Origin of the sequence: Modicisalibacter sp. 'Wilcox', from assembly GCF_010993675.1 — a bacterium.
GTDB classification, from domain to species: Bacteria; Pseudomonadota; Gammaproteobacteria; order Pseudomonadales; family Halomonadaceae; genus Modicisalibacter; species Modicisalibacter tunisiensis.
The window spans coordinates 111593-137053 of the sequence record NZ_WNXF01000008.1; the positions used below are offsets into that span (position 1 = coordinate 111593).

At 66.3% G+C, this 25461-nt stretch carries 29 protein-coding genes; 13 read left to right on the forward strand and 16 right to left on the reverse strand.

The features are described 5' to 3' along the window. The first annotated feature begins 248 nt into the window (after positions 1–248). Positions 249–659 (forward strand): SRPBCC family protein, encoded by a 411-nt coding sequence (locus tag G7A98_RS09415; protein ID WP_163649410.1) that lies wholly within the window; start codon positions 249–251, stop codon positions 657–659. A gap of 199 nt (positions 660–858) precedes the next feature. Here the strand turns inward: G7A98_RS09415 and G7A98_RS09420 are convergent, their stop codons facing one another. The 3 genes from G7A98_RS09420 to flgA form a co-directional block, all read right to left on the reverse strand. Further along, positions 859–1308: a flagellar protein FlgN gene (locus G7A98_RS09420; protein WP_163649411.1), complete on the reverse strand. Its 450-nt coding sequence runs from the start codon at positions 1306–1308 to the stop codon at positions 859–861. Positions 1309–1343: 35 nt separating this feature from the next. Further along, a complete protein-coding gene (gene flgM / locus G7A98_RS09425) occupies positions 1344–1616 on the reverse strand; it encodes a flagellar biosynthesis anti-sigma factor FlgM (RefSeq protein WP_163649412.1) in 273 nt (90 codons plus the stop codon). A gap of 106 nt (positions 1617–1722) precedes the next feature. Then, positions 1723–2448 carry a flagellar basal body P-ring formation chaperone FlgA gene (gene flgA, locus G7A98_RS09430; RefSeq protein WP_163649413.1) on the reverse strand — a complete coding sequence of 242 codons (726 nt, stop codon included), beginning with the start codon at positions 2446–2448 and terminating at the stop codon, positions 1723–1725. Positions 2449–2608: 160 nt separating this feature from the next. On the opposite strand from flgA, the gene flgB reads away from it, so the two are divergent. From flgB to flgL, 11 genes are all read left to right on the forward strand, one after another. Next, positions 2609–3022, forward strand: coding sequence for a flagellar basal body rod protein FlgB (gene flgB, locus G7A98_RS09435; RefSeq protein ID WP_163649414.1), 414 nt, complete (start codon positions 2609–2611; stop codon positions 3020–3022). 4 nt (positions 3023–3026) lie between these two features. Further along, positions 3027–3434: a flagellar basal body rod protein FlgC gene (gene flgC / locus G7A98_RS09440; RefSeq protein ID WP_163649415.1), complete on the forward strand. Its 408-nt coding sequence runs from the start codon at positions 3027–3029 to the stop codon at positions 3432–3434. 35 nt (positions 3435–3469) lie between these two features. Next, a complete protein-coding gene (flgD, locus tag G7A98_RS09445) occupies positions 3470–4150 on the forward strand; it encodes a flagellar hook assembly protein FlgD (RefSeq protein WP_163649416.1) in 681 nt (226 codons plus the stop codon). A 63-nt stretch (positions 4151–4213) separates the two neighbouring features. Further along, positions 4214–5743, forward strand: a complete 1530-nt coding sequence (locus G7A98_RS09450; RefSeq protein ID WP_163649417.1) for a flagellar hook protein FlgE — start codon at positions 4214–4216, stop codon at positions 5741–5743. A 69-nt stretch (positions 5744–5812) separates the two neighbouring features. Then, a complete protein-coding gene (flgF, locus tag G7A98_RS09455) occupies positions 5813–6568 on the forward strand; it encodes a flagellar basal-body rod protein FlgF (protein ID WP_163649418.1) in 756 nt (251 codons plus the stop codon). Positions 6569–6594: 26 nt separating this feature from the next. After that, positions 6595–7377 carry a flagellar basal-body rod protein FlgG gene (flgG, locus tag G7A98_RS09460; protein WP_163649419.1) on the forward strand — a complete coding sequence of 261 codons (783 nt, stop codon included), beginning with the start codon at positions 6595–6597 and terminating at the stop codon, positions 7375–7377. Between the two features lie 29 nt (positions 7378–7406). After that, positions 7407–8099 (forward strand): flagellar basal body L-ring protein FlgH, encoded by a 693-nt coding sequence (locus G7A98_RS09465; RefSeq protein ID WP_163649420.1) that lies wholly within the window; start codon positions 7407–7409, stop codon positions 8097–8099. A 22-nt stretch (positions 8100–8121) separates the two neighbouring features. Next, entirely contained in the window at positions 8122–9255 is a 1134-nt protein-coding gene (locus G7A98_RS09470; RefSeq protein WP_163649421.1) for a flagellar basal body P-ring protein FlgI, read from the forward strand. Then, complete coding sequence (flgJ, locus tag G7A98_RS09475) at positions 9255–10319, forward strand: flagellar assembly peptidoglycan hydrolase FlgJ (protein WP_163649422.1); 1065 nt, start codon at positions 9255–9257, stop codon at positions 10317–10319. The genes G7A98_RS09470 and flgJ overlap by 1 nt, the downstream gene beginning before the upstream one ends. Positions 10320–10392: 73 nt before the next feature. Further along, complete coding sequence (gene flgK / locus G7A98_RS09480; RefSeq protein ID WP_163649423.1) at positions 10393–12018, forward strand: flagellar hook-associated protein FlgK; 1626 nt, start codon at positions 10393–10395, stop codon at positions 12016–12018. Positions 12019–12041: 23 nt separating this feature from the next. Further along, positions 12042–13253: a flagellar hook-associated protein FlgL gene (gene flgL / locus G7A98_RS09485; RefSeq protein WP_163649424.1), complete on the forward strand. Its 1212-nt coding sequence runs from the start codon at positions 12042–12044 to the stop codon at positions 13251–13253. Between the two features lie 77 nt (positions 13254–13330). Here flgL and fliR read toward each other — a convergent pair whose 3' ends face one another. The 13 genes from fliR to fliF all read right to left on the reverse strand — a co-directional run bounded on the left by fliR (position 13331) and on the right by fliF (position 24706). Next, positions 13331–14116 (reverse strand): flagellar biosynthetic protein FliR, encoded by a 786-nt coding sequence (gene fliR, locus G7A98_RS09490; RefSeq protein WP_163649425.1) that lies wholly within the window; start codon positions 14114–14116, stop codon positions 13331–13333. Positions 14117–14132: 16 nt separating this feature from the next. Further along, entirely contained in the window at positions 14133–14402 is a 270-nt protein-coding gene (gene fliQ, locus G7A98_RS09495) for a flagellar biosynthesis protein FliQ (RefSeq protein WP_163649426.1), read from the reverse strand. Between the two features lie 40 nt (positions 14403–14442). After that, positions 14443–15216 (reverse strand): flagellar type III secretion system pore protein FliP, encoded by a 774-nt coding sequence (gene fliP / locus G7A98_RS09500; RefSeq protein ID WP_163649427.1) that lies wholly within the window; start codon positions 15214–15216, stop codon positions 14443–14445. Continuing rightward, on the reverse strand, positions 15213–15623 hold the full coding sequence (gene fliO / locus G7A98_RS09505) for a flagellar biosynthetic protein FliO (protein WP_163649428.1): 411 nt from the start codon (positions 15621–15623) through the stop codon (positions 15213–15215). The genes fliP and fliO overlap by 4 nt, the downstream gene beginning before the upstream one ends. Continuing rightward, positions 15620–16129, reverse strand: a complete 510-nt coding sequence (gene fliN, locus G7A98_RS09510) for a flagellar motor switch protein FliN (RefSeq protein ID WP_163649429.1) — start codon at positions 16127–16129, stop codon at positions 15620–15622. Before fliN ends, fliO begins: the two co-directional genes overlap by 4 nt. Continuing rightward, the gene (gene fliM, locus G7A98_RS09515; RefSeq protein ID WP_163649430.1) at positions 16122–17162 is read right to left on the reverse strand and encodes a flagellar motor switch protein FliM; all 1041 of its coding nucleotides are present in this window, start codon (positions 17160–17162) and stop codon (positions 16122–16124) included. Before fliM ends, fliN begins: the two co-directional genes overlap by 8 nt. 3 nt (positions 17163–17165) lie before the next feature. Next, entirely contained in the window at positions 17166–17654 is a 489-nt protein-coding gene (gene fliL / locus G7A98_RS09520; RefSeq protein ID WP_163649431.1) for a flagellar basal body-associated protein FliL, read from the reverse strand. Positions 17655–17817: 163 nt separating this feature from the next. Further along, positions 17818–19218: a flagellar hook-length control protein FliK gene (locus tag G7A98_RS09525; protein ID WP_163649432.1), complete on the reverse strand. Its 1401-nt coding sequence runs from the start codon at positions 19216–19218 to the stop codon at positions 17818–17820. 17 nt (positions 19219–19235) lie between these two features. Further along, positions 19236–19706: a flagellar export protein FliJ gene (fliJ, locus tag G7A98_RS09530; RefSeq protein ID WP_163649433.1), complete on the reverse strand. Its 471-nt coding sequence runs from the start codon at positions 19704–19706 to the stop codon at positions 19236–19238. 27 nt (positions 19707–19733) lie between these two features. Beyond that, positions 19734–21143 carry a flagellar protein export ATPase FliI gene (gene fliI / locus G7A98_RS09535; protein WP_224421409.1) on the reverse strand — a complete coding sequence of 470 codons (1410 nt, stop codon included), beginning with the start codon at positions 21141–21143 and terminating at the stop codon, positions 19734–19736. Positions 21144–21148: 5 nt separating this feature from the next. After that, positions 21149–21919, reverse strand: coding sequence for a flagellar assembly protein FliH (gene fliH / locus G7A98_RS09540; protein ID WP_163649435.1), 771 nt, complete (start codon positions 21917–21919; stop codon positions 21149–21151). After that, positions 21912–22907, reverse strand: a complete 996-nt coding sequence (fliG, locus tag G7A98_RS09545) for a flagellar motor switch protein FliG (protein ID WP_163649436.1) — start codon at positions 22905–22907, stop codon at positions 21912–21914. The genes fliH and fliG overlap by 8 nt, the downstream gene beginning before the upstream one ends. After that, positions 22904–24706 carry a flagellar basal-body MS-ring/collar protein FliF gene (gene fliF / locus G7A98_RS09550; protein WP_163649437.1) on the reverse strand — a complete coding sequence of 601 codons (1803 nt, stop codon included), beginning with the start codon at positions 24704–24706 and terminating at the stop codon, positions 22904–22906. Before fliF ends, fliG begins: the two co-directional genes overlap by 4 nt. 334 nt (positions 24707–25040) lie before the next feature. Here fliF and fliE point away from each other — a divergent pair, with 334 nt between their 5' ends. Continuing rightward, positions 25041–25370: a flagellar hook-basal body complex protein FliE gene (gene fliE / locus G7A98_RS09555; protein WP_163649438.1), complete on the forward strand. Its 330-nt coding sequence runs from the start codon at positions 25041–25043 to the stop codon at positions 25368–25370. Positions 25371–25461: the final 91 nt, after the last annotated feature.

Sequence of the window (25461 nt, forward strand, 5' to 3'; positions counted from 1 at the left end):
GGGCTATCGCAGTTAGAGCGTCGTCGGCTCGGGACTGACCCGTGGGCAGGCCTGCGAGGAGGCGCTGTGAACCCCTCCCTGGGCGCTACCGACGCCATCCGTGGCGTCGGCCCCCCTCTTCGACCTGCCCCCGGCGCTCCTCGCCCTGCCTAACTGCGATAGCCTTGCAGCCGTGGGCGTCGGGCTGGCACTGGCCACCGGCAATGCGTACCCTCGGGCGAGGATTTCAACCGGAAACAGGGACAGGCATGCCGATCATCGAACACAGCGCCGTGTTGCCGGCGCCGCCGGAGCGCGTCTATCCGCTGCTCGCCCGGGTCGAGAACTTCGTCGACTATTCCGACATGATCACCGCGATCGAGCCGCTTGGCGACGACCGCTATCGCTGGCAGCTTCACGTCATCGGGCGTGACTGGCAATTCGACGTGCAGGTGGTCGAGCGTCACGAGCCCCGGGTACTGGCCTGGGAGTCGCTGGCGGGCGTGGCCAACCAGGGCCGCTATACCCTGATCGCCGTGCCGGAGGGCACGCGGGTTGAGCTCTGCGTCAGCTATCAGCTGGGCAACCGGTGGCTGGCCAAGGCGGTCGACAAGGCGGCGACGCCGCTGGTGAACCAGGTCAGCCGCCAGATCCTGTCGCGTGTGGAAGCGCGGCTGTAGCCGGTAGATCGTGATGCGTTTTGATCTCTCAGTGATGCTTCAGAGGGTGTTTACAAAAGTCACGAGCGATGGCCAGACAAGGCGAAATCAGCCGAGAAAGCGCAGTTTACGAAGGGGTAAATGAGCATTTTGACCGGGCTCGCGGACGAGGCTTATTTCAACGCCGTATGGCCGAGCGCAGTAATTTGTAAACTTCCTCTCAGGCGCGGGAGCTGATGCCGCGACTCCCGGGCTGTGACTGGCCATTGGGGCCATAGAGGGTCTTGCTGGCCGTGTCGTTGAGAAAGCGCAGGATGCGATGGTTCTGGGTCATGCGGGCTTCGATGAGGATGCCGTTGCGCTGATTGAGCTGCTTGGCGTGCAGGGCGCGTTCCAGAAAGCATTGCCAGATCGGCTGGCAGCCGGCGTCGATGGCCGCCTGTTCCGAAGCACGGCGGGTATCGCCATAGCCGAGGGTTTTCAGGGCATTGCGACGCTGGGTTTCCAGCGAATCCAGACGCGCCAGGTGGGCCTGCTTGTCGCCGGCCTGCTGCTGCAACTGCTCGCCGTCGACCTCGGCCCGGGACAGCGAGCGGTGCTCGGCCTCCAGCAGCTCGATGAAGGTATCGAGGTGCTGGAGTTCACGTTCGAGATGCTGGGCCAGGCTCATGCTGGGTCTCCGGAGTTCAATGGGGTGCCGCAGCGTCAGTCGAGCAGGTCGCGCACGCTCTGGATGAGGCCGTCGGCAATGCGCTCGGGGCGGATCTCGAGCCGTCCTTCGCTGATTGCCTGGCGTACCTCGGCCACGCGGGCGGTGTCGATGTCGCGGGTGGCATCCTGGGTTCTGTCGCTGAGATGGGCCACCGAGGTGGCACTCGGGCCTTGGGCGTTGTCGGACTCGGCGCGCGAGAGCTTGCCGGTCCGGGTGGCATCATTCTGTGCGGGGCGCTGCAGGGGCTGGGAGCCATCGATCTTCACGGGGCACACTCTCTTGAGGCATCGGCTTTCCCTGTTTATCGACGGACGACGGGAAAACTTTAGTCTCTGGATTCGGGGCGTGTGGTCAGTGTAGTGGTGCGGTCCCTCAGAAGTCGATGGCGAGCCGTCGCGGGCCGGTGACTCGGCCGCGCAGGATCTTGCGATTGCCGGCACGCACTCGCACCTGCTCGCCCATGGCGCCGTTGTCCAGCGCCTCGGCCTCGCGACTCACCTCGAAGCCGGCCCCCCGGGCGATCACCGTGACCCGCTGCCCCCGCTTGACCAGATCCCGGGCGTGCAGCTGATAGGCGCGCAGCGGCGTGTCGGCCCGCAGCGGCGCGGCCGCGACCTGGCCGACGATCGCCTGGGGATCGCGAACCACGTCCCGCGGCAGCTTCTCGAGGCGCCCCTGCGCGAGGTGCAGGTCGTTGCGGGCGATCACGCTGCCTCGGTTCAGGTCATGGGTGACGGTGACGTAGCGTACCCGCACCGACACCTCGGCCTGCAGGTAGCGGGTCTGCCGGCGTCCGCCGGGCCCATCGCAATGCACTCCTACCGAGACACGACCGTAGTGACGTTGCCCGTTGTCGGGCAGGAAGGGCTGCGGGTCGTCGCACTGGCCGAGTACCGCCGAGGGGGCATGGACGCTGACGCCGATGACCTCACCAAGCTCGCCGGCCTGCTGGCTCAGCAGCTGGGTGACGCGCCGGGTCAGCGTATCGGTGTCGGCGCCGACGACCGCTGGCGCGAGCAGCAGGCCGAGCGCCAGGGCGGCAATGACGAGCCGCATCGGGCGCTGCCGGGCCTGCCGTTGCCGGGTTGGTTGGCGCATCCCTTACCCCCTGAATCGTTGATGCCGATTCTAGGCGTCGATGCCTCCGATCAAGCGTGGAAATGATGCCCAAACCGGGGGCTGTTTCTGCCTTTGTCCTGACAGGGGGGCGTCTATTCTCGCAGGCTGAAAATTTCCCCATCCAAGGCAGGGGCCGGACATGATCGATCAGCTCGAGGGGGCGCTGCGTTACAACCAGGAGGCGCTCAACCTGCGTGCCGAGCGCCAGAAGGTGCTGGCCAGCAACATCGCCAACGCCGACACGCCCAACTACAAGGCACGCGACTTCGACTTCGCCGGCGAGCTGTCGCGCGTCATGCAGCAGGGGCGTGGCGAGAACGGCGGCCTGGCGCTGTCGCGGACCTCGAGCCGTCACATTCCGGCCCATGCCCCCGCCGCGACGTCGCTGGACCTGGGCTATCGCGTGCCGGATCAGCCCAGCCTCGACGGCAATACCGTCGACATGAACCGGGAGCGCGCCGCCTTCGCCGACAACTCGGTGCGCTACCAGGCGGCGCTGACCTTCATGAAGCGCCAGATCCAGGGCCTCAAGTCGGCCATGCAACCGGAGTAAGCCGATGTCCATGTTCAGCATCTTCGATATCTCCAGCTCGGCCATGAGCGCCCAGTCCAAGCGCATGAACGTGACCGCCAGCAACCTGGCCAACGCCGACAGCGTGGCCGGGCCGGACGGCGAACCCTACCGCGCCAAGCAGGTCGTGTTCGAGACCCGTTCGGATGTGACCAGCGGTGTCGGCGGGGTGCAGGTCAGCCGGGTGGTAGACGATCCCAGCCCGATGCGTCGCGAGTACCGGCCGGACAGCCCCATGGCCGACGATCAGGGCTACGTCACCATGCCCAACGTCGAGCCGGTCGACGAGATGGTCAACATGATTTCCGCCTCGCGCTCCTACCAGGCCAACGTCGAGGTCATGAATACCAGCAAGTCGCTGATGCTCAAGACGCTGAGCCTGGGCGACAACTGATCGGCCCGGTTTCGTCCATTGCCAGGAGGCCCCGCATGGCCAACACCATCGACTCGAACGTGCTCAACAACATGAACCTCGGCGCCGCCGCCAAGCAGGCGACGGGGTCGACCGAGGACCTGAGCAGCAGCTTCATGACCCTGCTGGTGACCCAGCTGAAGAATCAGAACCCCATGAAGCCCATGGAAAATGCCGAAATGACCTCGCAGCTGGCGCAGATCAACACGGTCAACGGCATCAACCAGCTCAACGACACTCTGGACAGCCTCGCCAGCCAGATCGATACCGGCCAGTCGCTGCAGGCGGCCGCGCTGATCGGCCAGGGCGTGCTGGTGCCGGGGGATCAGGTCCTCAAGAAGGACGATGCCACCACGCCCTTCGGCATCGAACTGGACAGCCCGGCGGATACCGTGAATGTCTCCATCGTCGGCCAGAACGGCGAGGTGGTGCGCACCATCGACCCGGATCAGGTGGGCGCCCTCAAGGCCGGCACCCAGTCCTTCGTGTGGGACGGCACGCGCAACGACGGCACCACGGCACCGGACGGCGCCTATCACGTGCGTATCGAGGCTACCCAGGGCGGCGAGGCCGTGCCGGTCACCGCGCTGAACTATGCCCGGGTCAACGGCGTGGTCACCACCGACAGCGGCCCGCGGCTCGACCTGGGCGCGATTCGCGGGCAGGTCGGGCTGGACTCGGTCCGCCAGATTCTTTGAGTCACCTTTTTAAAACAGAACATCTTAAAACAGCACATCCGGTATACGTAGGGGAAGGCAATCATGGGTTTTTCACAGGCACTCAGCGGGGTCGGTGCGGCCTCTCAGCAGCTCGATGTCGTCGGCAACAACATCGCCAACTCGCAGACGTCCGGCTTCAAGAGCTCCTCGGTACAGTTCGCCGACGTGTTCGCCAACAGCCAGGTGGGGCTGGGGACGCGAGTCTCCGGCGTGCTGCAGGATTTCAGTAACGGCAACCTGGAGTCCACCGGGCGCAACCTGGATCTGGCGATCACCGGCAGCGGCTTCTTCCGTTTCGAGCAGGAGGGTCAGGTCGGCTATTCGCGCAACGGCCAGCTGACCATGACCGCCGATGGCTATCTGGTCAACTCCCAGGGGGCCCGCGTCATGGGGTACGGGCTGAGTGATGCCAACGATCCCTTCTCCGGCGTGGCGCCGGGTGGTCAGCCAAAGGCGCTCAAGGTTCCCGCGAATGACATGCCGGCCTCGGCGACCAGCCGCGTGACGTCGGTCTACAATATGGATGCCGGCGCCAGTGCCGCTGATGCCGACAAGAACAAGGTCAGCCTGCAGGCAGTCGATGCCAATGGCGACCTCGTCAAGGTGGATAGTTCGGGTGCTTATGATTCCACGGGAAGCCCGCTCAATATTGATCTGAAGTATAATTATTCGAACAGTTATACGGCGTATGATTCCCTAGGCAATACGCGCAATGTCACGAATTATTTTGAGAAGGTTGGCGATAATCAGTGGAAGGTAACCACCGCCGTTGACGGCAAGCTCGCCTTTACCGGTACGGGTGCCGGTGTGGACAACAGCTACCTGCAGAACAGTTCCTGGGTCAAGTTCGATGGCAATGGCCAGCTTGCGCAGTACTCCGAGCTTAACGACCCTACTACTCCTACTCCGGATAATCCAAACAAGCGTGCGGATGGTGAGGTTGTAGGTATAGTCAAAGCCGGCTTTCAGCTTAGTTTGGCCAGTTCCAGTGTTAGTGAAAGTAATGGAAATGCGGCCGCGGGTTACTATGACCTCAATAATGCTTATTCTGACGCCAATGTCGAAAACCCGGGGGTTGCTAGTTCAGCTGCAGAAGTGAGTTTTCCGGTGGATGGTGGTGCGAATCAGCCGTTGAGCTTTGCCATGGATCTGTCCGGAACCACCCAGTTTGCCAATGATTCCACCCAGAATACGCTGACCCAGAATGGCTATACGTCGGGCTCGTTGATTGGCATCAGCATCGCCGACGACGGCACGGTGATGCGCAACTACAGCAACGAAAAGTCCGTGGCGGCCGGTCAGATCACGCTGGCCAACTTCCGGAACCCGGAAGGGCTCAAGGCCTCCGGCGACAACATGTGGGCAGCGACCGAATCCTCGGGGGCTGAAGTTCTGGGTACCGCCGGTGTCGGCCAGTTCGGCAGCATCGCCCCGGAAACCCTGGAGCAGTCCAACGTCGACCTGACCCAGGAGCTGGTCAACCTGATCATCGCCCAGCGCAACTACCAGGCCAATACCAACTCGATCCGCACCCAGTCCGAGGTGATGGACCAGATCGCGCAGCTGCGCTGATGTCGTGGGCCGCCGGGCCGGCTAGTGGCCGGCCCGGGGGAGCAACTGTCCAGCCGGAAACCCAACAGCATGGATCGTCTTCTCTATACCGCCATGAGCGGCGCCCGCCAGAGCATGGATCAGCAGGCGGTGATCAACAACAATCTGGCCAACGTGACGACGACGGGCTTTCGCGGTCAGCTCAACGCCATGCGCGCCGTGCCGGTGCAGGGCGAGGGCTTGCCCACGCGGGCTTCCGTGATGGCCTCCACGCCGGGCAGCGACTTCTCGGCGGGGCCGCTGAACACCACCGGGCGACCGATGGACGTGGCGATCGACGGCGATGGCTGGCTGTCGGTGCAGACGCCCGATGGCGAGGCCTATACCCGGCGCGGTGACCTGCAGGTCGATGCCAACGGCGTCGTCACCGTGCAGGGCCGCCCGGTGCTGGGCGTCAACGGGCCGATCGTGGTGCCGCTGGGCGCGGATGTGCGCATTGGCAGCGACGGCACGCTCAGCGCCCAGGTGCCGGGCACCGACCCGGTGGCACGGGGGCCGGCCGGCCAGCTCAAGCTGGTCAACCCGCAGCCCGGCGATCTGGTGCGTGGCGACGACGGCCTGTTTCGTCCCCGCCCCGGAGCCAACGGCCAGGCGCCGGCCGCCCTGCAGGCCGATGACACCGTGCGGGTGGTAAGCGGGGCGCTCGAGGGCAGCAACGTCAGCCCTACCGAGGCCATGGTGGCCATGATCGACAGCGCGCGCCGCTACGACATGCAGATGAAAGTGATCTCCAGCGCCGACGAGAACGCGCAACGGGCCAACAGCCTGCTGTCCGTCACCGGCTGAGTGTCGATTTCCAGGGAGTCAACGAGATGATTCGATCGCTGTGGACCGCCAAGACCGGTCTCGAGGCGCAACAAACCCAGCTGGATGTGATTTCCAACAACCTGGCCAACGTCAGCACCAACGGCTTCAAGCGTTCCCGGGCGGTCTTCGAGGATCTGCTCTACCAGAACCTGCGTCAGCCCGGTGCCCAGTCGACCGTGCAGGACAACCTGCCCTCCGGCTTCCAGGTCGGCAGCGGCGTTCGCCCGGTGGCAACCGAGCGCCTGCACACTCAGGGCAATCTGGAGAATACCGAGAATTCCCGCGATCTGGCGATCAACGGCAAGGGCTTCTTCCAGGTCCAGCGCCCGGACGGCACCACCGCCTATACCCGCGACGGCAGCTTCCAGGTCAACCAGAACGGCCAGCTGGTCACCTCCAGCGGGTATCCCATCGAGCCGGCGGTCTTCATCCCGCAGAACGCGCTGTCGGTATCGGTCAGCCGCGACGGTATCGTCTCCGTGACCCAGCCGGGCACCACCCAGTCGACCCAGGTCGGTCAGCTGACACTGGCGAACTTCACCAACCCCGCGGGGCTGGAGAGCGTCGGCGAGAACCTCTACCTGGAGACCGATGCCTCGGGCCCGGTGGCGCAGAACCTGCCCGGCAACAACGGCGCCGGTGTGCTCTACCAGGGCTATGTCGAAACCTCCAACGTCAACGTGGTGGAGGAGATGGTCGGCATGATCGAGACCCAGCGCGCCTACGAGATCAACAGCAAGGCCGTCGAGAAGTCGGACCAGATGCTGGCGCGCCTGGCCCAGCTGTAAACGCAGCGACATGACGAGATCCCACGCCCATGAATGACCGGCTACCGCGAATCACCCGCCATGTCGGCGTCGGCACGGCGCTGCTGCTGGCGCTGATACTGACGGGATGCGCCCAGATGCCGCGGCCGTCGGTGGTCGGCGAGCAGGAGAAGATCGCCCTGCAGCCCCCGCCGCCGCCGGTGCCCAACGGGGCCATCTACCAGCCGGCCAGTGGCTATCAGCCGCTGTTCGAGGATCGCCGACCGCGCCAGGTCGGCGATGTGCTGACCATCGTGCTCGACGAGAACGTCAGTGCCAGCAAGAGTTCCTCGGCCAATGCCGGGCGCGACGGCAGCGCCACGCTGGGGTTGAATTCCCTGCCGCATGGGCTGAAAAAGCTGGGCAAGTACGGCTTCGATGTCGAGGGCAAGAACGACTTTTCCGGCAGCGGCGGGGCGTCGGCGAACAACAGCTTCACCGGCACCATCACCGTCACCGTGACCGACGTGCTCTACAACGGCAACCTGCAGGTTCAGGGCGAGAAGCAGATCGCCATCAACCAGGGCACCGAGTTCATCCGCTTCGCCGGCGTGGTCGATCCTGAGTACGTCAGCGACCAGAACAGCGTGATGTCCACCCAGGTGGCGGACGCCCGCATCGAGTACGTCGGCAATGGCTACATCAACGAGGCGCAGACCATGGGCTGGTTGCAGCGCTTCTTCCTCAACATCTCGCCGTTCTGAGCGAAGGAGGGCCCGGGAAATCATGAAAACGCAGACCCTTTCCTCCGACGTCGTCAGGCCGTGGCTGTGGTGCCTCGGTATCCTGCTGGCCTGCCTGCTGGCCATGCCGGCCCGGGCGGAGCGGCTTCAGGACCTGGCCTCGTTCGCCGGCGTGCGCAACAACGCCCTGGTGGGCTACGGGCTGGTGGTGGGGCTCGACGGTACGGGTGACCAGACCACCCAGGCGCCGTTCACCACCCAGAGCCTGACCAACATGCTCAACCAGCTGGGGATCAGCGTGCCCGAGGGCACCAACATGCAGCTCAAGAACGTGGCGGCGGTCATGGTCACCGCCGAGCTGCCGCCCTTCGCGCGCCCGGGGCAGCCGATCGACGTCGTGGTGTCCTCCGTGGGCAATGCCCGCAGCCTGCGTGGCGGCACCCTGCTGATGACCCCGCTGAAGGGGGCCAACGGGCAGGTGTACGCCATGGCCCAGGGCAATGTCTTCGTCGGCGGCGCCGGTGCCCAGGCCGCGGGCAGCAGCGTCTCGATCAATCAGCAGGCCGGCGGCAGCATCAACGGCGGGGCGACCGTCGAGCGAGCGGTGCCGCTGGCCCTGGGGCGTGACGGCACGCTCGACCTGCAACTGAACGAGTACAGCTTCGATACCGCCCAGCGTGCCGTGGCGGCGATCAATCGCGAGTTCGGCGCGCCGGTGGCCGCGGCGGTCGACGGGCGGGTCATCCGCCTGCAGGCGCCGGCCGACAGCAACGACCGGGTGCGTTTCATGGCGCGGGTGCAGAACATCGACCTGGCGCTCGGGCAGGAACCCGCCAGGGTGGTCATCAACTCGCGGACGGGGTCAGTGGTACTCAACAGCAGCGTGACGCTGCACCAGGCGGCGGTGGCCCACGGCAACCTGTCGGTCACCATCAGCTCCAACCCGCAGGTCAGCCAGCCCAATGCGTTTTCCCAGGGCCAGACGGCGGTGGTGCCCAACGCCAACGTGTCGGTCTCCCAGGAAGGCGGCTCGCTGCAGATGGTGCAGACCAGCGCGGACCTGGCGAAGGTGGTCAGTGCGCTCAATGCGCTGGGTGCCACGCCACAGGATTTGATGTCGATCCTGCAGGCCCTCAAGGCGGCCGGCTCGCTGCGGGCCAAGCTGGAGATCATCTGATGACGGTCAACAACCTGGGCAGCCAGTTCGCGCTCGATCTGCAGGGCCTGCAGCGGCTCAAGCATACCGCTCGCGAGAACCCGCAGGAGGGGGTGAAGTCGGCGGCCAGGGACTTCGAGGCGATCTTCCTGCGCATGATGCTCAAGAGCATGCGCGAGGCCACGCCCCAGTCGGGGCTGCTCGACAGTCAGCAGGCACGGTTCTACACGGAAATGCTCGACAAGCAGTGGGCGCAGGAGCTGTCGGGCAAGGGCTTCGGGCTGGCGGAGAAACTGGTCGAACAGTTGCAGAGCTCAGGCATGGTGCCCGGCGGCGAGCGCGCGGGCGAGCCGTTGATCGCCGGCATTCCGCGGGGAACGCCGCGGGTGCTGAAAAGTGACGCGGGCGAGGCTGCCGTCGCGTCGACCGCCCGCGAGCGCGGCTTCCTCGGTGCGCTGGATGCCCGCTCGGCGGCACAGGCTGCCGGTCAGCCGGCTCCCGAGACTCCCTCGCGGGGAGAGGACACCCGCCCGGCGCATGTGGCGCGTTTCGTCGATTCGCTGCGCGGTCCGGCCGAAGCGGCGGCGCGACAGACCGGTGTGCCGGCCGAGCTGATCCTCGCACAGGCCGCCCTGGAAACGGGCTGGGGGCGCTACGAGATTCCCACCGCCGACGGCGGCAACAGCCACAACCTGTTCGGCATCAAGGCCGGCAGCCAGTGGCGCGGGGAGACCACCGACATCGCCACCACCGAGTACGCCGACAGTCGCCCTGAACGGCGCGTGGATCGCTTCCGGGTCTATGACGATTATCAGGCGGCCTTCACCGATTACGCGCGGCTGATCGGCGACAACCCGCGCTACGCCGGGGTGGTGACCGCGACGGATGGCGCCCAGGCGGCACGTGCCCTGCAGGCGGGCGGCTATGCCACCGACCCGCGCTACGCCGACAAGCTGATCGCCGTGATGGAGTCCCTGCAGCAGCCGGCGACGAGTGCCGGTGCCCGGGACGTGGCGCAGGCGCAGTCAGGGCACGCGACAGGCGATCCGTTCAGCCTGGAGCAGGTGCCCTCGCGCCTGTTCTGATCGACTCCGGGGGCGCTCAAGTTCTTCGGCGCTCGGCCGATATCTCAGACAATAGCCAGATCGGGATAGCCACATGAGCCTCTTTTCCACCGGCCTGAGCGGTCTCAACGCCGCCCAGGTCGCCCTGCAGACCGCCGGCACCAACGTCAGCAATGTCTATACGCCGGGCTACAACCGTCAGGTCACCCAGCTCGGTGAAACCCAGCCGGCGGGCGGGGGCGTTCAGGTCAACGATGTCGAACGTCAGTTCAACCAGTACATCGCCTCGCAGCTCAATGCGGCCACCAGCCGTTCCAGCGCGCTCGAGACCTACAATACCCAGGCGAGTCAGATCGACAATCTGCTGGCGGACAGTGATTCCGGCCTGGCCCCGCTGATGCAGAGCTTCTTTTCCTCGATGGAGGACCTCGCCGGTGCACCGTCCGATCCGGCCGCACGGCAAGGTGTCATCGGCACCGCGGATACCCTTACGGGTCAGTTCCGTGCCTTCGACAGCTACCTGGACGACATGCAGTCGGGCATCAACGGCCAGATTCGCGACGAGGTCACCCAGATCAACAACACGGCCGACCAGCTCGCCAAGCTGAATCGCCAGATCTCCCTGACCAAGGCCAAGACCGGCGACATCCCCAACAACCTGCTCAATCAGCGCGACCACATGGTGGCCACGCTCAGCGAGCGGCTGGATGTCTCGCTGAGCGTGCAGGACGGCGACACCTACAACGTCATGCTCGGCAATGGCCAGCCGCTGGTCGCCGGCAATCGCAGCTACACGCTGGAAGCCGTGCCGTCGTCCGCCGATCCTTCGCGCACGGTGGTGGCCTACAACGACCCGGGTGGCAGCCAGGTCGAGCTGCGGGACTCGACCTTCGAGGGCGGCACCCTCGGCGGGCTGATGACCTTCCGTCGCGAAACCCTGGACAAGACCCAGAACCAGCTGGGGCAGATGGCGCTGTCGCTGGCCGCCGGCTTCAACGACCAGCACCGCGCGGGTCAGGACCTGAACGGCGATCCGGGCGGTGACTTCTTTGACATCGGTGGACCCACGGTCTTCAGCAAGGACACCAACAACGGCACGGCCAATTTCTCGGCCGAGTTCAGTGATGTCTCGAAGGTGACTTCAGGGGACTATGAGCTGCGTTATGATAAAAACCAGGATGAATTTTCCGTAACGCGCCTGGATACGGGGGCCCAGCTGGATAGCAGTGAGGTTACCTGGGATAGTGGCAAGCTAAGTTTCGATGGCGTCACGCTGACCGTGGACAACAAGGCCAACCTGAAAAATGGCGATGTCTATCAGCTGCAGCCGACACGCAATCTGGCTGGCACACTCAATAACGTCATCCACGACACGTCCAAGATCGCTGCGGCGGAAACCGATGCGGCCGGCGACAATGCCAATGCCCTGAAACTCCAGAACCTGCAGAATGCCGATCTGGTCGGCGGCAAGGCGAGCCTTAGCGAGTCCTACGCTTCGATGGTCAGCGACGTGGGCAACCGTACCAATGTCGTCCAGGCCAATCTGGATGCCCAGAATACCCTGACCGAACAGCTCAAGCAGGTCCAACAGTCCGAGTCCGGCGTCAATCTCGACGAGGAAGCGGCCAATCTGATCCGCTTTCAGCAGTATTATCAGGCCAACGCCAAGGTCATCCAGACCGCCAGCACGGTCTTCGACAGCATTCTGGGCATTCGTTAACCGGTTCACGGGAGTTTTTCGTCATGCGTATCAGCACGCTGACCATGTTCGATTCGAGACTGTCGGCCATGAATCGCCAACAGAGCGATTTTCTCGAGGTCGGGCAACAGTTGGCTACCGGGCGGCGTGTGGTCACGCCTTCGGATGACCCTCAGTCAGCTTCAAGGGCCGTAGGGGTTTCCCAGTCGCTGGCCGTCAGCCAGCAATATAGTGATTCACGTGTGTCCGCGCGTAATGCTCTGTCGCAGGAAGAAAGCGTGCTCAATAGCGTGAGCAAGGCGGTTACCAGTGCCAAGACGCTGATTATCCAGGCAAGCAACGACACCCTCAGCAATGCTGACAGGACATCGGTAGCGAGCCAGTTACGGGGCATCTACGAAAGCCTGCAAGGCATGGCCAATACCACGGATGGTAATGGGTCGTACCTATTCGGTGGTATCAAGGATAATGCGCCACCCTTCGTCGAGGACGGCGGCAAGATCACGTACAAGGGTGCCGATACAGTGCGGCATCAGCAGGTCGATGCCTCCCGTCAGATGGCAGTTGGAGACAGCGGCCAAAAGGTCTTTTCTGGTGTGCATAGCGGGGCGGACTATGTGGCTGATGCAACGACCAGTGCTCCCAGCACATTGCGGTTTTCCGGCCCCCACACGGCGGATGCAAGCAACGCGGAGTACGGTGACTCATTCGCCTTGGAGATTACCAGCTACAATGCCGGCACCGGGAAGTTCGGCTATGATTTGACCAACAAGACGTCCGGCTCGACAAGCTCTAAAACGGGCAACATTGGTGATCCCGTGAAATTCGGTGGTATCTCGATGACGCTCGAGGGAACCCCCGTCGTGGGTGATAGGCTTGACGTGAGTCGCGGCAAGGATCACAGCCTCTTCTCCACGCTGGAAAACGCGTTGAATGTACTTGAATCTCCTGCCGAGACTCCCACGGACAAGGCGCAGCTGGATAACACCTTGTCGACGGTCAGCCGCCAGCTGGACAACAGCCTGGACAACGTCCTGACGACCCGGGCCTCGGTCGGGGCTCGCCTGAACGAGCTCGACGAACTGGATAGCATCAGCAGCAACCGTTCGCTGAACTACAAATCGACTCTGTCCGACTTGGTCGATCTCGATTATTCCAAGGCGGTATCCGATTACAGCCTGCGTCAGGTGGGGCTACAGGCCTCCCAGAAGGCCTTCGTCGACATGCGCGGCATGTCATTGTTCCAGATGCTGTAATCCCCTCGTCCCGAGTATCAGCGCAGCAAAGAAAACGCCTTCGAGTTTCCTCGAAGGCGTTTTCTTTGGCGGGTCACTCATCCCGCCATGAGCGCAATGACCTGCTGGAGCATGTTCAGCCCCTGCTGGAAGAGGTTTTCCAGGAAGCGGCTGAAGTCCATCATCAGCACCATCAGTAGGGCCAGGCCCGCCGTCAGCGTCAGCGGAAAGCCGATCGAGAAGATCGTCAGCTGTGGCGAGGCCCGGTTGAGGATGCCCATGGACAGGTTAATGATCATCAGCGCGGCGATCACCGGCAGGGCCAGCAGCAGGCCGGAACGAAAGATGGTACCGCCGTAGCGGGCGATCGCGGCGAAGGCGTCGGCATCCAGGGGGTGAGCGCCGATCGGCAGGGCGGTGAAGGAATCGGCGAGAATCTCGATGACCATCAGGTGCACGTTGAGGGCCAGCATCATCAGCAGGGTGATCATGTACAAAAAGCGCGCCAGGACCACGGTGTTCTCGCCGATGTCCGAGGCGAAGAAGGTGGCGAAGCCGAGCCCCATCTTCAGGGCGATGTACTCGCCGGCGGCCATCACCACCGACAGCGTGACGTGCATGACCAGCCCCATCGCCACGCCGATCAGCAGCTGCTCGACGAGGATGCCCAGCCCCGGCCACGAGACGATGGGCACCGCGGGCAGCGGGGGCAGCGAGGGCGCGATCACGTAGGCCATCAGCGCCGCCAGGCCGATCCGCGCCTGACGGGGAATGCTGTCGTGCCCCCACAGCGGCGCGGCCATGATGAAGGCGAGCAGGCGCACGAACGGCCAGAAGAAGGCGACCAGCCAGGCGTGGAGTTGGTCGTAGGTGACCTCGAGCATGGGGAGGCCGACGGCCCTAGCCGAGCATCAGCGGTATGTTGTGGAAGAGCTCGGTGGTGAAGTTGGTGATCAGCTTGATCAGCCACGGGCCGGCCAGCACCAACACGCCGAACACGCCGAGAATCTTGGGAATGAAGGTCAGGGTCATCTCGTTGATCTGGGTGGCCGCCTGGAACAGACTCACCAGCAGGCCGATGGCCAGCGCCGTCAGGATCAGCGGGCCGGCGAGAAAGAGGGTGACCTTCATGCCCTGGTAGGCCAGGCTCATTACCATTTCCGGTGTCATGGCAGGCGCTCCGTCGAGGAAAGGGGACGATGCTCGGGGGTCATAGGTGGAAGCTCTGGGCCAGCGAGCCGATCAGCAGCTGCCAGCCGTCGACCAGCACGAACAGCATCAGCTTGAAGGGCAGCGAGATGGTCACCGGCGGCACCATCATCATGCCCAGCGACATCAGCACGCTGGCCACCACCAGGTCGATGATCAGGAACGGGATGAAGATGGTGAAGCCGATCTGGAAGGCGGTCTTCAGCTCGCTGGTGACGTAGGCGGGCAGCAGCACGCGCATGGGCACGTCCTCGGGGCCCTGCATCTCGCCGACATTGGCCAGCCTGGCGAACAGGGCGATATCCGGCTCGCGGGTCTGGGCCATCATGAATTCGCGAAACGGGTCGCTGGCGCGCTCGACGAAGGTTTCCAGACCGATCTGCTTCTCCGAGAGCGGTACCCAGGCCTGCTCGTAGGCATCGTGCAGCGTCGGCGACATGATGAAGAAGGTCAAAAACAGCGCGATGCCGAGCAGCACCTGGTTGGGCGGCGTGGCCTGGGTGCCCATGGCGGTGCGCAGCAGGCTCAGCACGATGATGATCCGCGTGAAGCTGGTCATCATCAGCAGCATGGCCGGCAGGAAGGCCATGGCGCTGAGCAGCAGCAGCAGCTGCAGGCTCAGCGACCACTGCTGGCCGCCGTCCTCGAGGGGCTGGCTGGTCAACCCGGGGATCGACTGGGCCACGGCGATCCCGGGCAGCAGGACCAGTGCCGCGAGCAGAACGAGCCGCAGCCAGCCGGGGTGATGGGGCCGCACCTGTCGGAATGCGCTCATGACGACGCTCCGTCATCCCCCGAGCGCGCCTTGCCCTGTCGCAGGGCGCTCGCCAGGCGCGTGGCGAAGCCGCCACCGTCGGCGGCGGGGGGCTCGGGCGGTTCGGACGGCGCGGGCAAATGGTGCAGGGCATTGACCTGGCCGCCGCCGACACCCAGCACCAGCCAGGTTTCCTCGACCTGAACCACCACCACGCGCTCCTTCTGGCCGACCGCGGCGCTGGCCACGACCTTCAGGTGACGGCCTGCCTGGCCGCGACCGGCATTGAGCCGGCGCAGGGCATAGCTGCACAGCAGGATGATGCCCACCACCACCGCCAGCGCCAGGGCGGTCTTGCCCAGCATCGCCAGTTCCAGCAGGTTGTCGCCACCGGGCGTGGCGCCTTGTGCCGCATCGCTCGCGCTCATCGGTTGAGCTTCTGCACCCGCTCGGAGGGGGTGATGATCTCGGTGACGCGGATGCCGTACTTGTCATCGACCACCACCACCTCGCCCTGGGCGATCAGGTAGCCGTTGATCAGGATATCCATGGGCTCGCCGGCCAGGCCGTCGAGCTCGATGACCGAGCCCTGGGCCAGTTCCAGCAGCTGCTTGATGGTGATGCGCGTGCGGCCCAGTTCCACGGTCAGCTTGACCGGGATGTCCATGATCATCTCGAGGTCGCGCATCGACGACTGGCCGTCACTGCCGTCGTCCAGCGGCTTGAAGACCGTGTCGCCGGCGGCGCGGGCCCGGCTGGTGTCGGCGGCCGGCTCCGGTGGCTCGTCGGGCTGGTGCTCGGCCTCGGCCTGTTCGGCGAAGGCGGCGGCCCAGGGATCGTCCTCGGCCGCCGGCTCCTCGCCGGCCTGCTCGGCCATGGCCTTCGCCCAATCGTCGTCGGCGCTGTTTTGATCGGGTTTGTTGGGATCAGTCATTCTCGGATTCCTTGACTCCGCTCGGCCCGGGAGCAAATTTGGCGTGGGACTGGACATGGTCGATCAGGCGGCGCACGCGCAACGCCCGCTGCCCGTGCTGGCTGCCGTACTCGCACTGCATGACCGGCACGCCGTCGACGCTGGTGGTGACGATATCCGGCAGCTCGATGGGCAGCACGTCGCCGCTCTTCAGCGACATCACCCGCCCCAGGGTCGTGGTGATGTCGACGAAATTGGCCACCAGCTCGATCTGCGATTCCTTGACCTCGTCGGCCATGCGCTCGCCCCACACCCGGTCTTCCTCGGCGTTGCTGTCGGTCAGCGGGCCGGACAGCAGATCGCGGATGGGCTCGATCATCGAGTAGGGCATGCAGATCTGGAAGTTGCTGGACAGGTTGCCGACTTCCAGATGGAAGGTGCTGGTGACCACGATCTCGTTGGGCGAGCTGGTGATGTTGGCGAACTTGACCTGCATCTCCGAGCGGGTGTAGCCGATCTCCAGCGGATAGACCGACTTCCAGGCGTCCTGGTAGGCGTCGATGGCCAGGCGCAGCAGGCGCTGGATGATGCGCTGTTCGGTGTGCGTGAACTCGCGGCCTTCCGACTTGGTCAGAAAGCGCCCGTCGCCGCCGAACAGGTTGTCGACCACCATGAACACCAGGTTGGGCGGGAACAGCACCAGGGCCGTGCCGCGCAGGGGTTTCATGGAAATCAGGTTGATGTTGGTCGGCACCGGCACATGCCGCGAGAAGTCGCTGTAGCTCTGATAGCGAACGGCCTCGACGGTGATGTCGGCACTGCGGCGCAGCAGGTTGAACAGGCTCATCCGGAACTGGCGGGCGAAGCGCTCGTTGATGATGTCGAGCGCGTGCAGGCGTTCCCGGATGATGCGGTGCTGGGTGGCCGGGTCATACGGGCGGATGCGCGAGCCGCCGCGTTGCGCCTCGCTTTCCGAACCGCTTTCCTCTTCGCCGCTGACGCCCTTGAGCAAGGCATCGATTTCGTCCTGCGACAGGAGATCGTCTTGAGCCATGGTCTATTGCACGATGAAGTCGGTGTAGAGCACGTCTTCCACCTGAAGCGGCTTCTGGGCGTTCGCGAACGGCTTGTCGAACAGGGCCAGGATCGCCTGCGAGAGCGACTGCTTGCCGGCCGGTGTCACCAGATCCCCGGCCTTCTGGCCGGACAGCAGCATCAGCAGGCGGCTGCGGACCTGAGGCATGTAGGTCAGCAGCGCTTCCCGGGTCTGGTCGTCGAGTACCTTGAGGGACAGGCCGATGTAGAGCAGCCGCTGGGAATAGTCGTCGCTCTGGATGTTGACCGTGAACGGATCGATGGTCACGAAGATGGGCGTGGCCGGTTCCTGGGGCGCCGCCTCCTCGGTACCGGTCTGGCTGGCCGACGAGATGCGCGACTCCAGCAGAAAATAGACGCCGGCCGAGCAGGCACCCGAGATGAGGATGATCAATAAGCCCAGCAGCCACCAGGGCTTGCGGCTCTTGCCGTCGGTCTTTGTCTTGGCCATTGATTACGCCGTCGTGGATTGCAGGTGGGGGGAGTATGCGTCCTGCGCCGCGCCCGGGATGGCGGAAAAAGGGCGTGCATCCGGGGTCAACTCGGGGCTTTGCCGGCGGCCGACGGGGGGTGATACGCCCGGCAGCCGCCGGCCTCCTGCGCAGTGCGATGGATCAGGCGTAGAGATCGACGCCGCCGACGCGCGAGCCCGGTGGCGCGGTGATCGTCATGCCGGCTTCGCCGTCGACGCCCTCGTCACCAGGGCCGCTGGCGCCCTGAGCCAGGGCCCCCGGGGCGCCGGATGCCGGGCGGCCGGAACCGCCGGACGCATCCTGCTGGCCCGGCTGGGGCTGCTCGCCGACCATGGCCTCGCCGAGCTGGATGCCGGCCTCGTTCAGGGCGGCCCGCAGTTGCGGAATGGCCTGCTCGATGGCGGCCCGGACCTGCGGATTGTGGGACAGGAACTGGGCCTGGGCCAGCTGGTCGTCGACCTTCAGCTGGACCGACAGCGGCCCCAGCTCGGCGGGGTGCAGGTGCAACTGGACCTGCTGGCCGCCGCGCTGATGCAGCTGAATCAGCTGCTGGCCGAGCCCCTGCTGCCACTGGGCGGAGGCCACGGGAGCGCTCAGTGTCGCGGTCGCCGGTGCGGGCGTGGAGGCCGCGCCGGCGGCATGTCCCGCTGTGCCGCCGGCCTGGGCGGCGAAGGTGTTCAGCGGTGCCTGGGTGGCATCGCCCCGGGCCGCATCCAGCAGGGCGCCCTGCCAGTTGTGCTTGGCGTCGCCAGCCGTGGCCGCTGTCATCGACTGTGTCGCGGCATTGCCACCGGTGGCCGCTGTCGCCGTCTGCAGGGCCTGGAACAGCGGCGGCGGGGTAGTGCCGTCGGCATTCCCGCCCGGGTTGCGACCGGCCGGCAGCGTGTCGACGGGCAGGGCGCTCATGCCCGGCTGACGGGCGCCGGACGAGTCCATGCCCGCCGGGGTCATCGGCGCATCGGCGTGATCGGACATGCGTCCCGGGGTACCGGCGATGGCGTCCAGTCGCTGACGGATGGCATCCAGCGAGGTATCACCGCCGGCGGACGCCTCACGCGGCAGGCGCTGATGCAGGGCCGAGAGGTCGAGCGCCGCCTGCCTGTCGGCCTTGTCCGCCAGCAGCGGCTGGAGCAGGGCGGCCAGCTGGTCGACCAGCGACTCGGCGTCGGCCGGCTTGCCTTTCTGGTCGGAGCCCGGATCGGCGGACAGCCGCTTGAGCAGCGTGTCGAGGGGCGTGTCCTGGGCACTTGACACCGGCGAGCCGTCACCGGACGCCTGCAGCAGGGCACGCAGGGTATCCTTGAGTGATCCCTGGTCCGGGCGGCCCTTCAGCTGGGCGGCGAGCTGCTCGAGCGCCGTCGCCAGGTCCGTCTTTCCGGTGCCCGGAGCGCCTGCCGTCTCCGCATCGGCCGCGTCGGCATTGCCCAGCTTGGCCAGCAGACCGGCGAACAGCCCGGCCGGCGTGGCGGGTGTGCTGCCGGCGCTGCTGCCGGTGGAGGAAGGGGGCGTCCCCGTGGCGGGGGCCAGTGCTGACAGGGCCATGGTAGGGGGTTACCTCCTCAGTGACTGGACTCGTGAGACGCGGTGCGCGACTCGCGCCGCAGCAGCAGGGTATTGGCCATCTCGTCGTTCTGGCGCTGCTCGCGCTTCAGCTCGCGGCGCTGTTCGCGCTGCTGGCGGCGGGTCTCCAGGGTGTCGTAGGCGGACAGCCGTCGCTGCTCCTGCTGCCAGTGCTGCTGGCCCTGGCCGAGCTGGCGCTCGCGCTCGCCCAGCGACTGGCGGGCGCGCTCGATGGCGGCGTCCAGCGAGCGCAGGAACTGCTCGTAATTGCGCCAGCTGTCGGGCCCGATGCCGCGCTGCATGGCCGTCTGCAGCTTTTCGCGGTACTCCTGGCGATAGCGTTGCAGCGTCTCGAGCTGGGTCTGGGCATCCTGTCGGGCACGCCGCAGCGCCACCAGCCGCTGGCTGGCGGTATCGCGCTTCTCGCGGGTCAGCGAGATCAGGGTTTCCAGGGGGGACGCTTGCGACATGACGGTTCACCTCGATGATGGCCCAGACTACCGGTTGCCGGTCTGGATCAATGCCTGCAAAAGCTGGCGGGTTTCCTCGATATTCGCGCGTTCGTCGATGCGCTGCTGGAGGAAGCGTTCCAGCTGCGGGTAGAGCGAGACGGCCTGGTCGAGCTGCGGGTCGTGGCCCGGCGTGTAGGCGCCGACGCTGATCAGGTCGCGATTGCGCTGGTAACGCGAGACCATCTGCTTGAACTGCTGGGCCCGGCGCCACTGGTCGTCGTCGACGACGGCGGTCATCGCGCGGCTGATCGATGCCTCGATGTCGATCGCCGGATAGTGGCCGCCCTCGGCCAGGGCGCGGGAGAGCACGATATGGCCGTCGAGAATGGCCCGCGCCGAGTCGGCGATCGGGTCCTGCTGGTCGTCGCCCTCGGTCAGCACGGTATAGAAGGCGGTGATCGAGCCGCCGCCACGGGGGCCGTTGCCGGCACGCTCCACCAGGCTGGGCAGCTTGGCGAACACCGAGGGCGGGTAGCCCTTGGTGGCCGGCGGTTCGCCGATCGCCAGGGCGATCTCGCGCTGGGCCATGGCATAGCGCGTCAGCGAGTCCATGATCAGCAGCACGTTGCGGCCGGCATCGCGAAAGTCCTCGGCCAGGCGCGTGGCGTAGGCGGCGCCCTGCAGGCGCTGCAGCGGCGAGGTGTCGGCCGGGGCGGCCACCACCACGGCGCGCCGGCGGCCCTCCTCGCCGAGGATGTTGTTGATGAAGTCCTGCACCTCGCGGCCGCGCTCGCCGATCAGTCCGACGACGATGACGTCGGCCCGGGTGTAGCGCGCCATCATCCCCAGCAGTACCGACTTGCCGACCCCGGAGCCGGCGAACAGCCCCATGCGCTGGCCGCGGCCGACGCTCAGCAGGCCGTTGATGGCACGGATGCCGACATCGATCTGGGTCTCGATGGGCGCCCGGGACAGCGGGTTGAAAGGGGGCGTGGCCAGCGGCGCATGGGGCACATCGTGCAAGGGGCCCTTGCCATCCAGCGGGCGACCGTTGCCGTCCAGCACGCGGCCCAGCAGGTGATCGCCCAGCGGGAAGCGTCGGGCGCTGCTCTGGGCGTCCTGGCCCTCGCCGAGGGGAAAGACCCGGGAGCCGGGCAGCAGGCCGCTGATCTCCTCCAGCGGCATGAGGAAGAGCCTTTCGCCCGAGAACCCCACCACCTCGGCCTCGGCGAAGCGGGGCTGCGGCCGAGCGTCGGGAGTGCCGACATGCGGCGACAGCTCGATGCGACAGGCGCTGCCCAGCGGCACCCGCAGCCCCACGGCCTCGAGCACCAGGCCGGTGGCGCGCACGATGCGCCCGCTGGCCCGATAGCCGGGCAGGCCGGTGACCCGGCGCTGCATCCCCGCCAGGGCGTCCTGCCAGTGCTGCTGGTAGGGGTTGGGGGCACTCGGCATCACGCTCATGCGCCGTTCTCGCTATCCGCTGACGACGCTTCGGCCGAACCGTCGCCGGGCTCGCCGTGACGGCGTCGCACCTGGTCGGCGATGGCCGCCCAGCGGGTCTCGAGCGTGGCGTCCAGATCGCCGCTGGCGCTGGTGGCGCGACACCCGCCGCGCTGGATGGTGTCGTCGGGCTGCAGTTGCCAGCCGGCGGCCTCGAACTCGTGACCCAGGTGGGCCTTGACCAGCGTCAGGTCCGCCGGATGCAGCCACAGGCGCGGCCGGCCCGAGAGGGCCGGCTCGACATGCAGAAGCTCGCGGACGATGTCGAGGATGACCTCGGGACGTGCCTCCAGCGCCTCGCCGGCCAGCTGCCGCCCCGTGGCCAGGGCCAGATCCACCAGCTGTTCGGCCAGGCTCTGATCGAGCTCGTCCAGCGCGGCGCGAAACTGCTCGGCGAGCGGCCGCAGCGGGCGCAGGGTCTGCTCGATCTCCTGGCGCATCTGCTCGTCGCCGGCCTCGCGACCCGCCTTCAGCCCCTGTGCGTGGCCTTCCTGCTCGCCCCTGGCGAGGCCTTCCCGGTAGCCGGCCTCGTAGGCCTCCCGGCGGGCGGCCTCGCGCTCGGCGTCGAGGCGGGCCTGGTGTTCGAGGGCCCGGCGGCGGATGGCCTCGCGCCGGGCACGGTCGCGGGCCTGGCGATCGACGCCTGAAGCGGCCGAGTCCAGCTCGTCCATCTGCCAGCGCTGCCAGTCGCCGGTGTCGTGTTCGGGCTCGGTGAGCCGGTCAGACATAGGTGTCGTCTCCGCCGCTCAGCACGATCTCGCCGCTGTCCGCCAGGCGGCGCACGACCTGCAGGATCGCCTTCTGCTCGGCCTCGACCTGCGAGACGCGGATGGGGCCGCGGGCCTCCAGGTCCTCCTGCAGCATCTGTGCCGCGCGCTGCGACATGTTGGCCATGAACTTCTCGAGCAGGACGTCCGGGGCGCCCTTGAGCGCGACCACCAGCGAGTTGGTCTCGACCTCCTTGAGGATCAGCTGGATGCTGCGGTCGTCCAGGTCGACCAGATTCTCGAACAGGAACATCTCGTCGACGATCTTCTGGGCGAGGTCCTCGCTGTGGGCGCGGATGTTCTCGATGGCGACCTCCTCCTGGGAGGCATTCATCAGGTTGAGGATCTCGGCAGCGGTTCTCACGCCGCCCATCTTGCTGCGCTTGAGGTTCTGGCCGTCGAGCATGCCGCTGAGTACCTCGGTCAGCTCCTGCAGGGCGGCGGGCTGCACGCCGCTGAAGGTGGCGATACGCAGCACCACGTCGTTGCGCAACTTGTCGTCGAAGTGCTGCAGCACGTCCGCCGCCTGATGGCGCTCCAGATGCACCAGGATGGTGGCGATGATCTGCGGGTGCTCGTCGCGGATCAGCTCCGAGACCATCGAGGGTTCCATCAGGTTCAGCGAGTCGATGCCCGAGCTGGAGCTGGTGCTCTCGAGGATGTCCTCGATCAGGCTCGAGGCGCGCTCGCTGCCCAGCGCCTTGGTCAGCACCGAGCGGATGTGGTCGCTCGAGTGCAGGTTGATGGCGCTGAACTGCTCGGCCTCGTCGTGGAAGTCGGCCAGCACCTTCGCCATCTCCTCGTGGGAGACCTGGTCGAGGCCGGCCATCTCCATGCTCAGCTCCTGGACCTCCTTGGGCGACAGGAACTTGAAGACCTCGGCCGCGCTGTCCTCGTCCAGCGAGAGCAGCAGGATCGCGCCGCGGCGGGCGCCGCTCATTTCGCTCATTGTTCGCTCATCCAGCTTCTGACGATCATGGCTACCAGCCGCGGGTCTTCCTGGGCTATCTCGCGGACATCCTTGAGGTTCTGTTCATAGGCCGAGGACTGCCGGCGACGGCGTGTCTGGACCGGCTCGGGCGCGGCCGCGGATTCCCCGCTCGCCGCTTCGCCGGATTCCAGTGCCGACTCGGCGGAACTCGGCGTGCGCAGGGCGCCACCCGAGGCCCCCTGGGCGATCGGCTGCGCCGTCTGACGCTTGATCAGCGGGCGCAGGATCAGCAGCCACAGGAACAGCGCCGCGAGTGCCACCAGCAGATAGCGGCCCAGGGTCAGTGCCAGCTGGATGATCTCGGGCGACTGCCACCAGGGCGTCGGCGGCACGCTGGTATCCTTCTGGGTGAATGGCGAGTTGACCACCTCGACGGCATCCCCGCGCGTGGCCGAGAAGCCCACGGCCTGTCGCACCAGCCGGTTGATGCTGGCCATCTCCTGGTCGCTGAGCGGCTTGCGAACCGTCTCGCCCTGGTCGTTGACCGCATCGCGGTAATTGACCACCACGGCCACCGACAGGCGATCGACGCCGCCGCGCTCGAAGCGGACGTGGTCGACCTGGCGATCCACCTCGTAGTTGACGGTGTCGCTGCTCTGCAGGCGACGCTTGGGCGAGTTGTTGCCCTGGGCGTTGGTCCCCTGGGCGTTGGCCCTCGGGTTGTTGGCGGCGTTGTTGGCCGCATTGTTGCCCGGGGCCTGGCCGGCGTTGCCTTGTCCGTTCTGGCCGTTCTGGCCATTGTCGATGGGCGAGGCGGCCGCGCCGGGCGGGGTGTTGGTCAGTGCGCCCGGCACACCCCGGGCCAGCTCGTCGCCGCCGGTATAGGTGGCATCGACCTGGCGGCTGCGCACCGCGGCCTCGTTGGGCGGCTGGTTGGGGCCATAGTGCTCGGCGGTGCGCTCCCGGCGGGAGAAGTCGATCTCGGCGGAGACCTGGGCGCGCACGTTGTCGGCGCCGAGGATCGGGGCCAGGATGCGCTCGATGCGCCGGCGGTAGTTCTTCTCGACCTTCTGCACGTAGTCCAGCTGGGTGCCGTCGAGACCGTTCAGGTCGCCGTCGCTGCGCGACAGCAGGCGGCCGTCCTGATCGACCACGGTGACCGCGTCGGTGGCTAGGTCGGCGACACTGCTCGAGACCATGTGGACGATGGCATTGACCTGGCCCTCGCCGAGCACGCGGCCCGGCTGCAGCGTCAGCACCACCGACGCCTTGGCGGGCTCGCGCTCGCGCACGAAGACCGACGGCTTGGCCAGCGAGAGGTGCACGCGGGCCGTGGAGACCGGCCCCAGCGCCTGGATCGACTGGGCCAGCTCGCCTTCCAGCGAGCGCTGGTAGTTGACGTGCTCGGCGAACTGGCTGATGCCGAAGGCCTGGTTGTCCATCAGCTCGAAGCCGACGTTGCCGCCCTTGGGCAGGCCCTGCTCGGCGAGCTGCAGGCGCAGCAGGTGGACCTGGTCGGCGGGGACCATGATTGCGCCGCTGCCCTCGCTGAAGCGGTAGGGAACGCCGCGCTTGTCCAGCTCGCCGACGATGCGACCGCCATCGGCGTTGGTCAGGTTGCTGTAGAGCACGCGGTAGGTGGGGCTCTGGGCCCACAGCAGCAGCACCGCGATCAGCGCGATCGCGGCGGCCGCGGCGATGATCAGCGGGATGCGCGGATTGCCGCGCAGCTTGTCGAGCCACCCGGCGGCCGAGGCGGAGCCGCCCCCCGTGGCGGGGCGCTTGGCGGAGGAGGACGACGTGGCGGCGTCGCTCATGCGAGCCTCCGCGTCAGGGTCCGGCCTGTCCGGGAAGGGGCGTGATGGTCGTCCCGGCGTGTCCGGGGCGCTGCAAGTCGCATAATCGGATTCGGCTCCAGCATCCTGTGTCTGGCCGCGGCCTGCTTGCCGGTGTGATGATGTCGTCGCTGTTGCCGGGCGTGGCGCCCGGGGGGCGGCAAAATCAGGGCGGTCGTTTGATGGAGGTCATTATCCGGAGCCGCCGTCACCCTAAAGGCGAGAAAAGCCCGGTTTTTGTCCGTCATTTGCCGTCATGCCGGAAGACGGGGGGTTGGTAGGCTTGCGGCATCATTTTCCGTCGAGAGGATTTTCCATGAGCAGCACGCCTGCCATGCAGTCGGCACTCGAGCAGATGAAGAGCCTGGCCGCCCAGGCGGGTGCGTCGTCAGCCGCCCGTCGCGTCGACACCACGGTCGGCCAGGGCGGATTCGCCGACGCCCTGCAGTCCTCGCTCGAGCGCATCAATCACCTGCAGCAGACCTCGAAGGCCAGCAGCCGCGCCTTCCAGGCCGGCCAGCCGGGGGTGTCGCTCAACGACGTGATGGTCGACATGCAGAAGGCCAGCGTCGCCTTCGAGATGGGCACCCAGGTGCGCAATCGCATGGTGTCGGCGTACAAGGAAGTGATGAACATGCAGGTGTAGGCTTTTACCCGCCTGTGAGGAGGCCGCGTCGGGAAAGTCTACCGACGCGGCCTTTTCTTTTGCCTGTCCGTCCTGGCTTGCCGAGCTTGCC

Coding starts and splice junctions, on each gene's coding strand:
- G7A98_RS09415 (WP_163649410.1), top strand. CDS start 249: ATGCCGATCATCGAACACAGCGCCGTGTTGCCGGCGCCGCCGGAGCGC.
- G7A98_RS09420 (WP_163649411.1), bottom strand. CDS start 1,308: ATGAGCCTGGCCCAGCATCTCGAACGTGAACTCCAGCACCTCGATACC.
- flgA (WP_163649413.1), bottom strand. CDS start 2,448: ATGCGCCAACCAACCCGGCAACGGCAGGCCCGGCAGCGCCCGATGCGG.
- flgB (WP_163649414.1), top strand. CDS start 2,609: ATGATCGATCAGCTCGAGGGGGCGCTGCGTTACAACCAGGAGGCGCTC.
- flgC (WP_163649415.1), top strand. CDS start 3,027: ATGTCCATGTTCAGCATCTTCGATATCTCCAGCTCGGCCATGAGCGCC.
- flgD (WP_163649416.1), top strand. CDS start 3,470: ATGGCCAACACCATCGACTCGAACGTGCTCAACAACATGAACCTCGGC.
- G7A98_RS09450 (WP_163649417.1), top strand. CDS start 4,214: ATGGGTTTTTCACAGGCACTCAGCGGGGTCGGTGCGGCCTCTCAGCAG.
- flgF (WP_163649418.1), top strand. CDS start 5,813: ATGGATCGTCTTCTCTATACCGCCATGAGCGGCGCCCGCCAGAGCATG.
- flgG (WP_163649419.1), top strand. CDS start 6,595: ATGATTCGATCGCTGTGGACCGCCAAGACCGGTCTCGAGGCGCAACAA.
- G7A98_RS09465 (WP_163649420.1), top strand. CDS start 7,407: ATGAATGACCGGCTACCGCGAATCACCCGCCATGTCGGCGTCGGCACG.
- G7A98_RS09470 (WP_163649421.1), top strand. CDS start 8,122: ATGAAAACGCAGACCCTTTCCTCCGACGTCGTCAGGCCGTGGCTGTGG.
- flgJ (WP_163649422.1), top strand. CDS start 9,255: ATGACGGTCAACAACCTGGGCAGCCAGTTCGCGCTCGATCTGCAGGGC.
- flgK (WP_163649423.1), top strand. CDS start 10,393: ATGAGCCTCTTTTCCACCGGCCTGAGCGGTCTCAACGCCGCCCAGGTC.
- flgL (WP_163649424.1), top strand. CDS start 12,042: ATGCGTATCAGCACGCTGACCATGTTCGATTCGAGACTGTCGGCCATG.
- fliR (WP_163649425.1), bottom strand. CDS start 14,116: ATGCTCGAGGTCACCTACGACCAACTCCACGCCTGGCTGGTCGCCTTC.
- fliQ (WP_163649426.1), bottom strand. CDS start 14,402: ATGACACCGGAAATGGTAATGAGCCTGGCCTACCAGGGCATGAAGGTC.
- fliP (WP_163649427.1), bottom strand. CDS start 15,216: ATGAGCGCATTCCGACAGGTGCGGCCCCATCACCCCGGCTGGCTGCGG.
- fliO (WP_163649428.1), bottom strand. CDS start 15,623: ATGAGCGCGAGCGATGCGGCACAAGGCGCCACGCCCGGTGGCGACAAC.
- fliN (WP_163649429.1), bottom strand. CDS start 16,129: ATGACTGATCCCAACAAACCCGATCAAAACAGCGCCGACGACGATTGG.
- fliM (WP_163649430.1), bottom strand. CDS start 17,162: ATGGCTCAAGACGATCTCCTGTCGCAGGACGAAATCGATGCCTTGCTC.
- fliL (WP_163649431.1), bottom strand. CDS start 17,654: ATGGCCAAGACAAAGACCGACGGCAAGAGCCGCAAGCCCTGGTGGCTG.
- G7A98_RS09525 (WP_163649432.1), bottom strand. CDS start 19,218: ATGGCCCTGTCAGCACTGGCCCCCGCCACGGGGACGCCCCCTTCCTCC.
- fliJ (WP_163649433.1), bottom strand. CDS start 19,706: ATGTCGCAAGCGTCCCCCCTGGAAACCCTGATCTCGCTGACCCGCGAG.
- fliI (WP_224421409.1), bottom strand. CDS start 21,143: ATGCCGAGTGCCCCCAACCCCTACCAGCAGCACTGGCAGGACGCCCTG.
- fliH (WP_163649435.1), bottom strand. CDS start 21,919: ATGTCTGACCGGCTCACCGAGCCCGAACACGACACCGGCGACTGGCAG.
- fliG (WP_163649436.1), bottom strand. CDS start 22,907: ATGAGCGAAATGAGCGGCGCCCGCCGCGGCGCGATCCTGCTGCTCTCG.
- fliF (WP_163649437.1), bottom strand. CDS start 24,706: ATGAGCGACGCCGCCACGTCGTCCTCCTCCGCCAAGCGCCCCGCCACG.
- fliE (WP_163649438.1), top strand. CDS start 25,041: ATGAGCAGCACGCCTGCCATGCAGTCGGCACTCGAGCAGATGAAGAGC.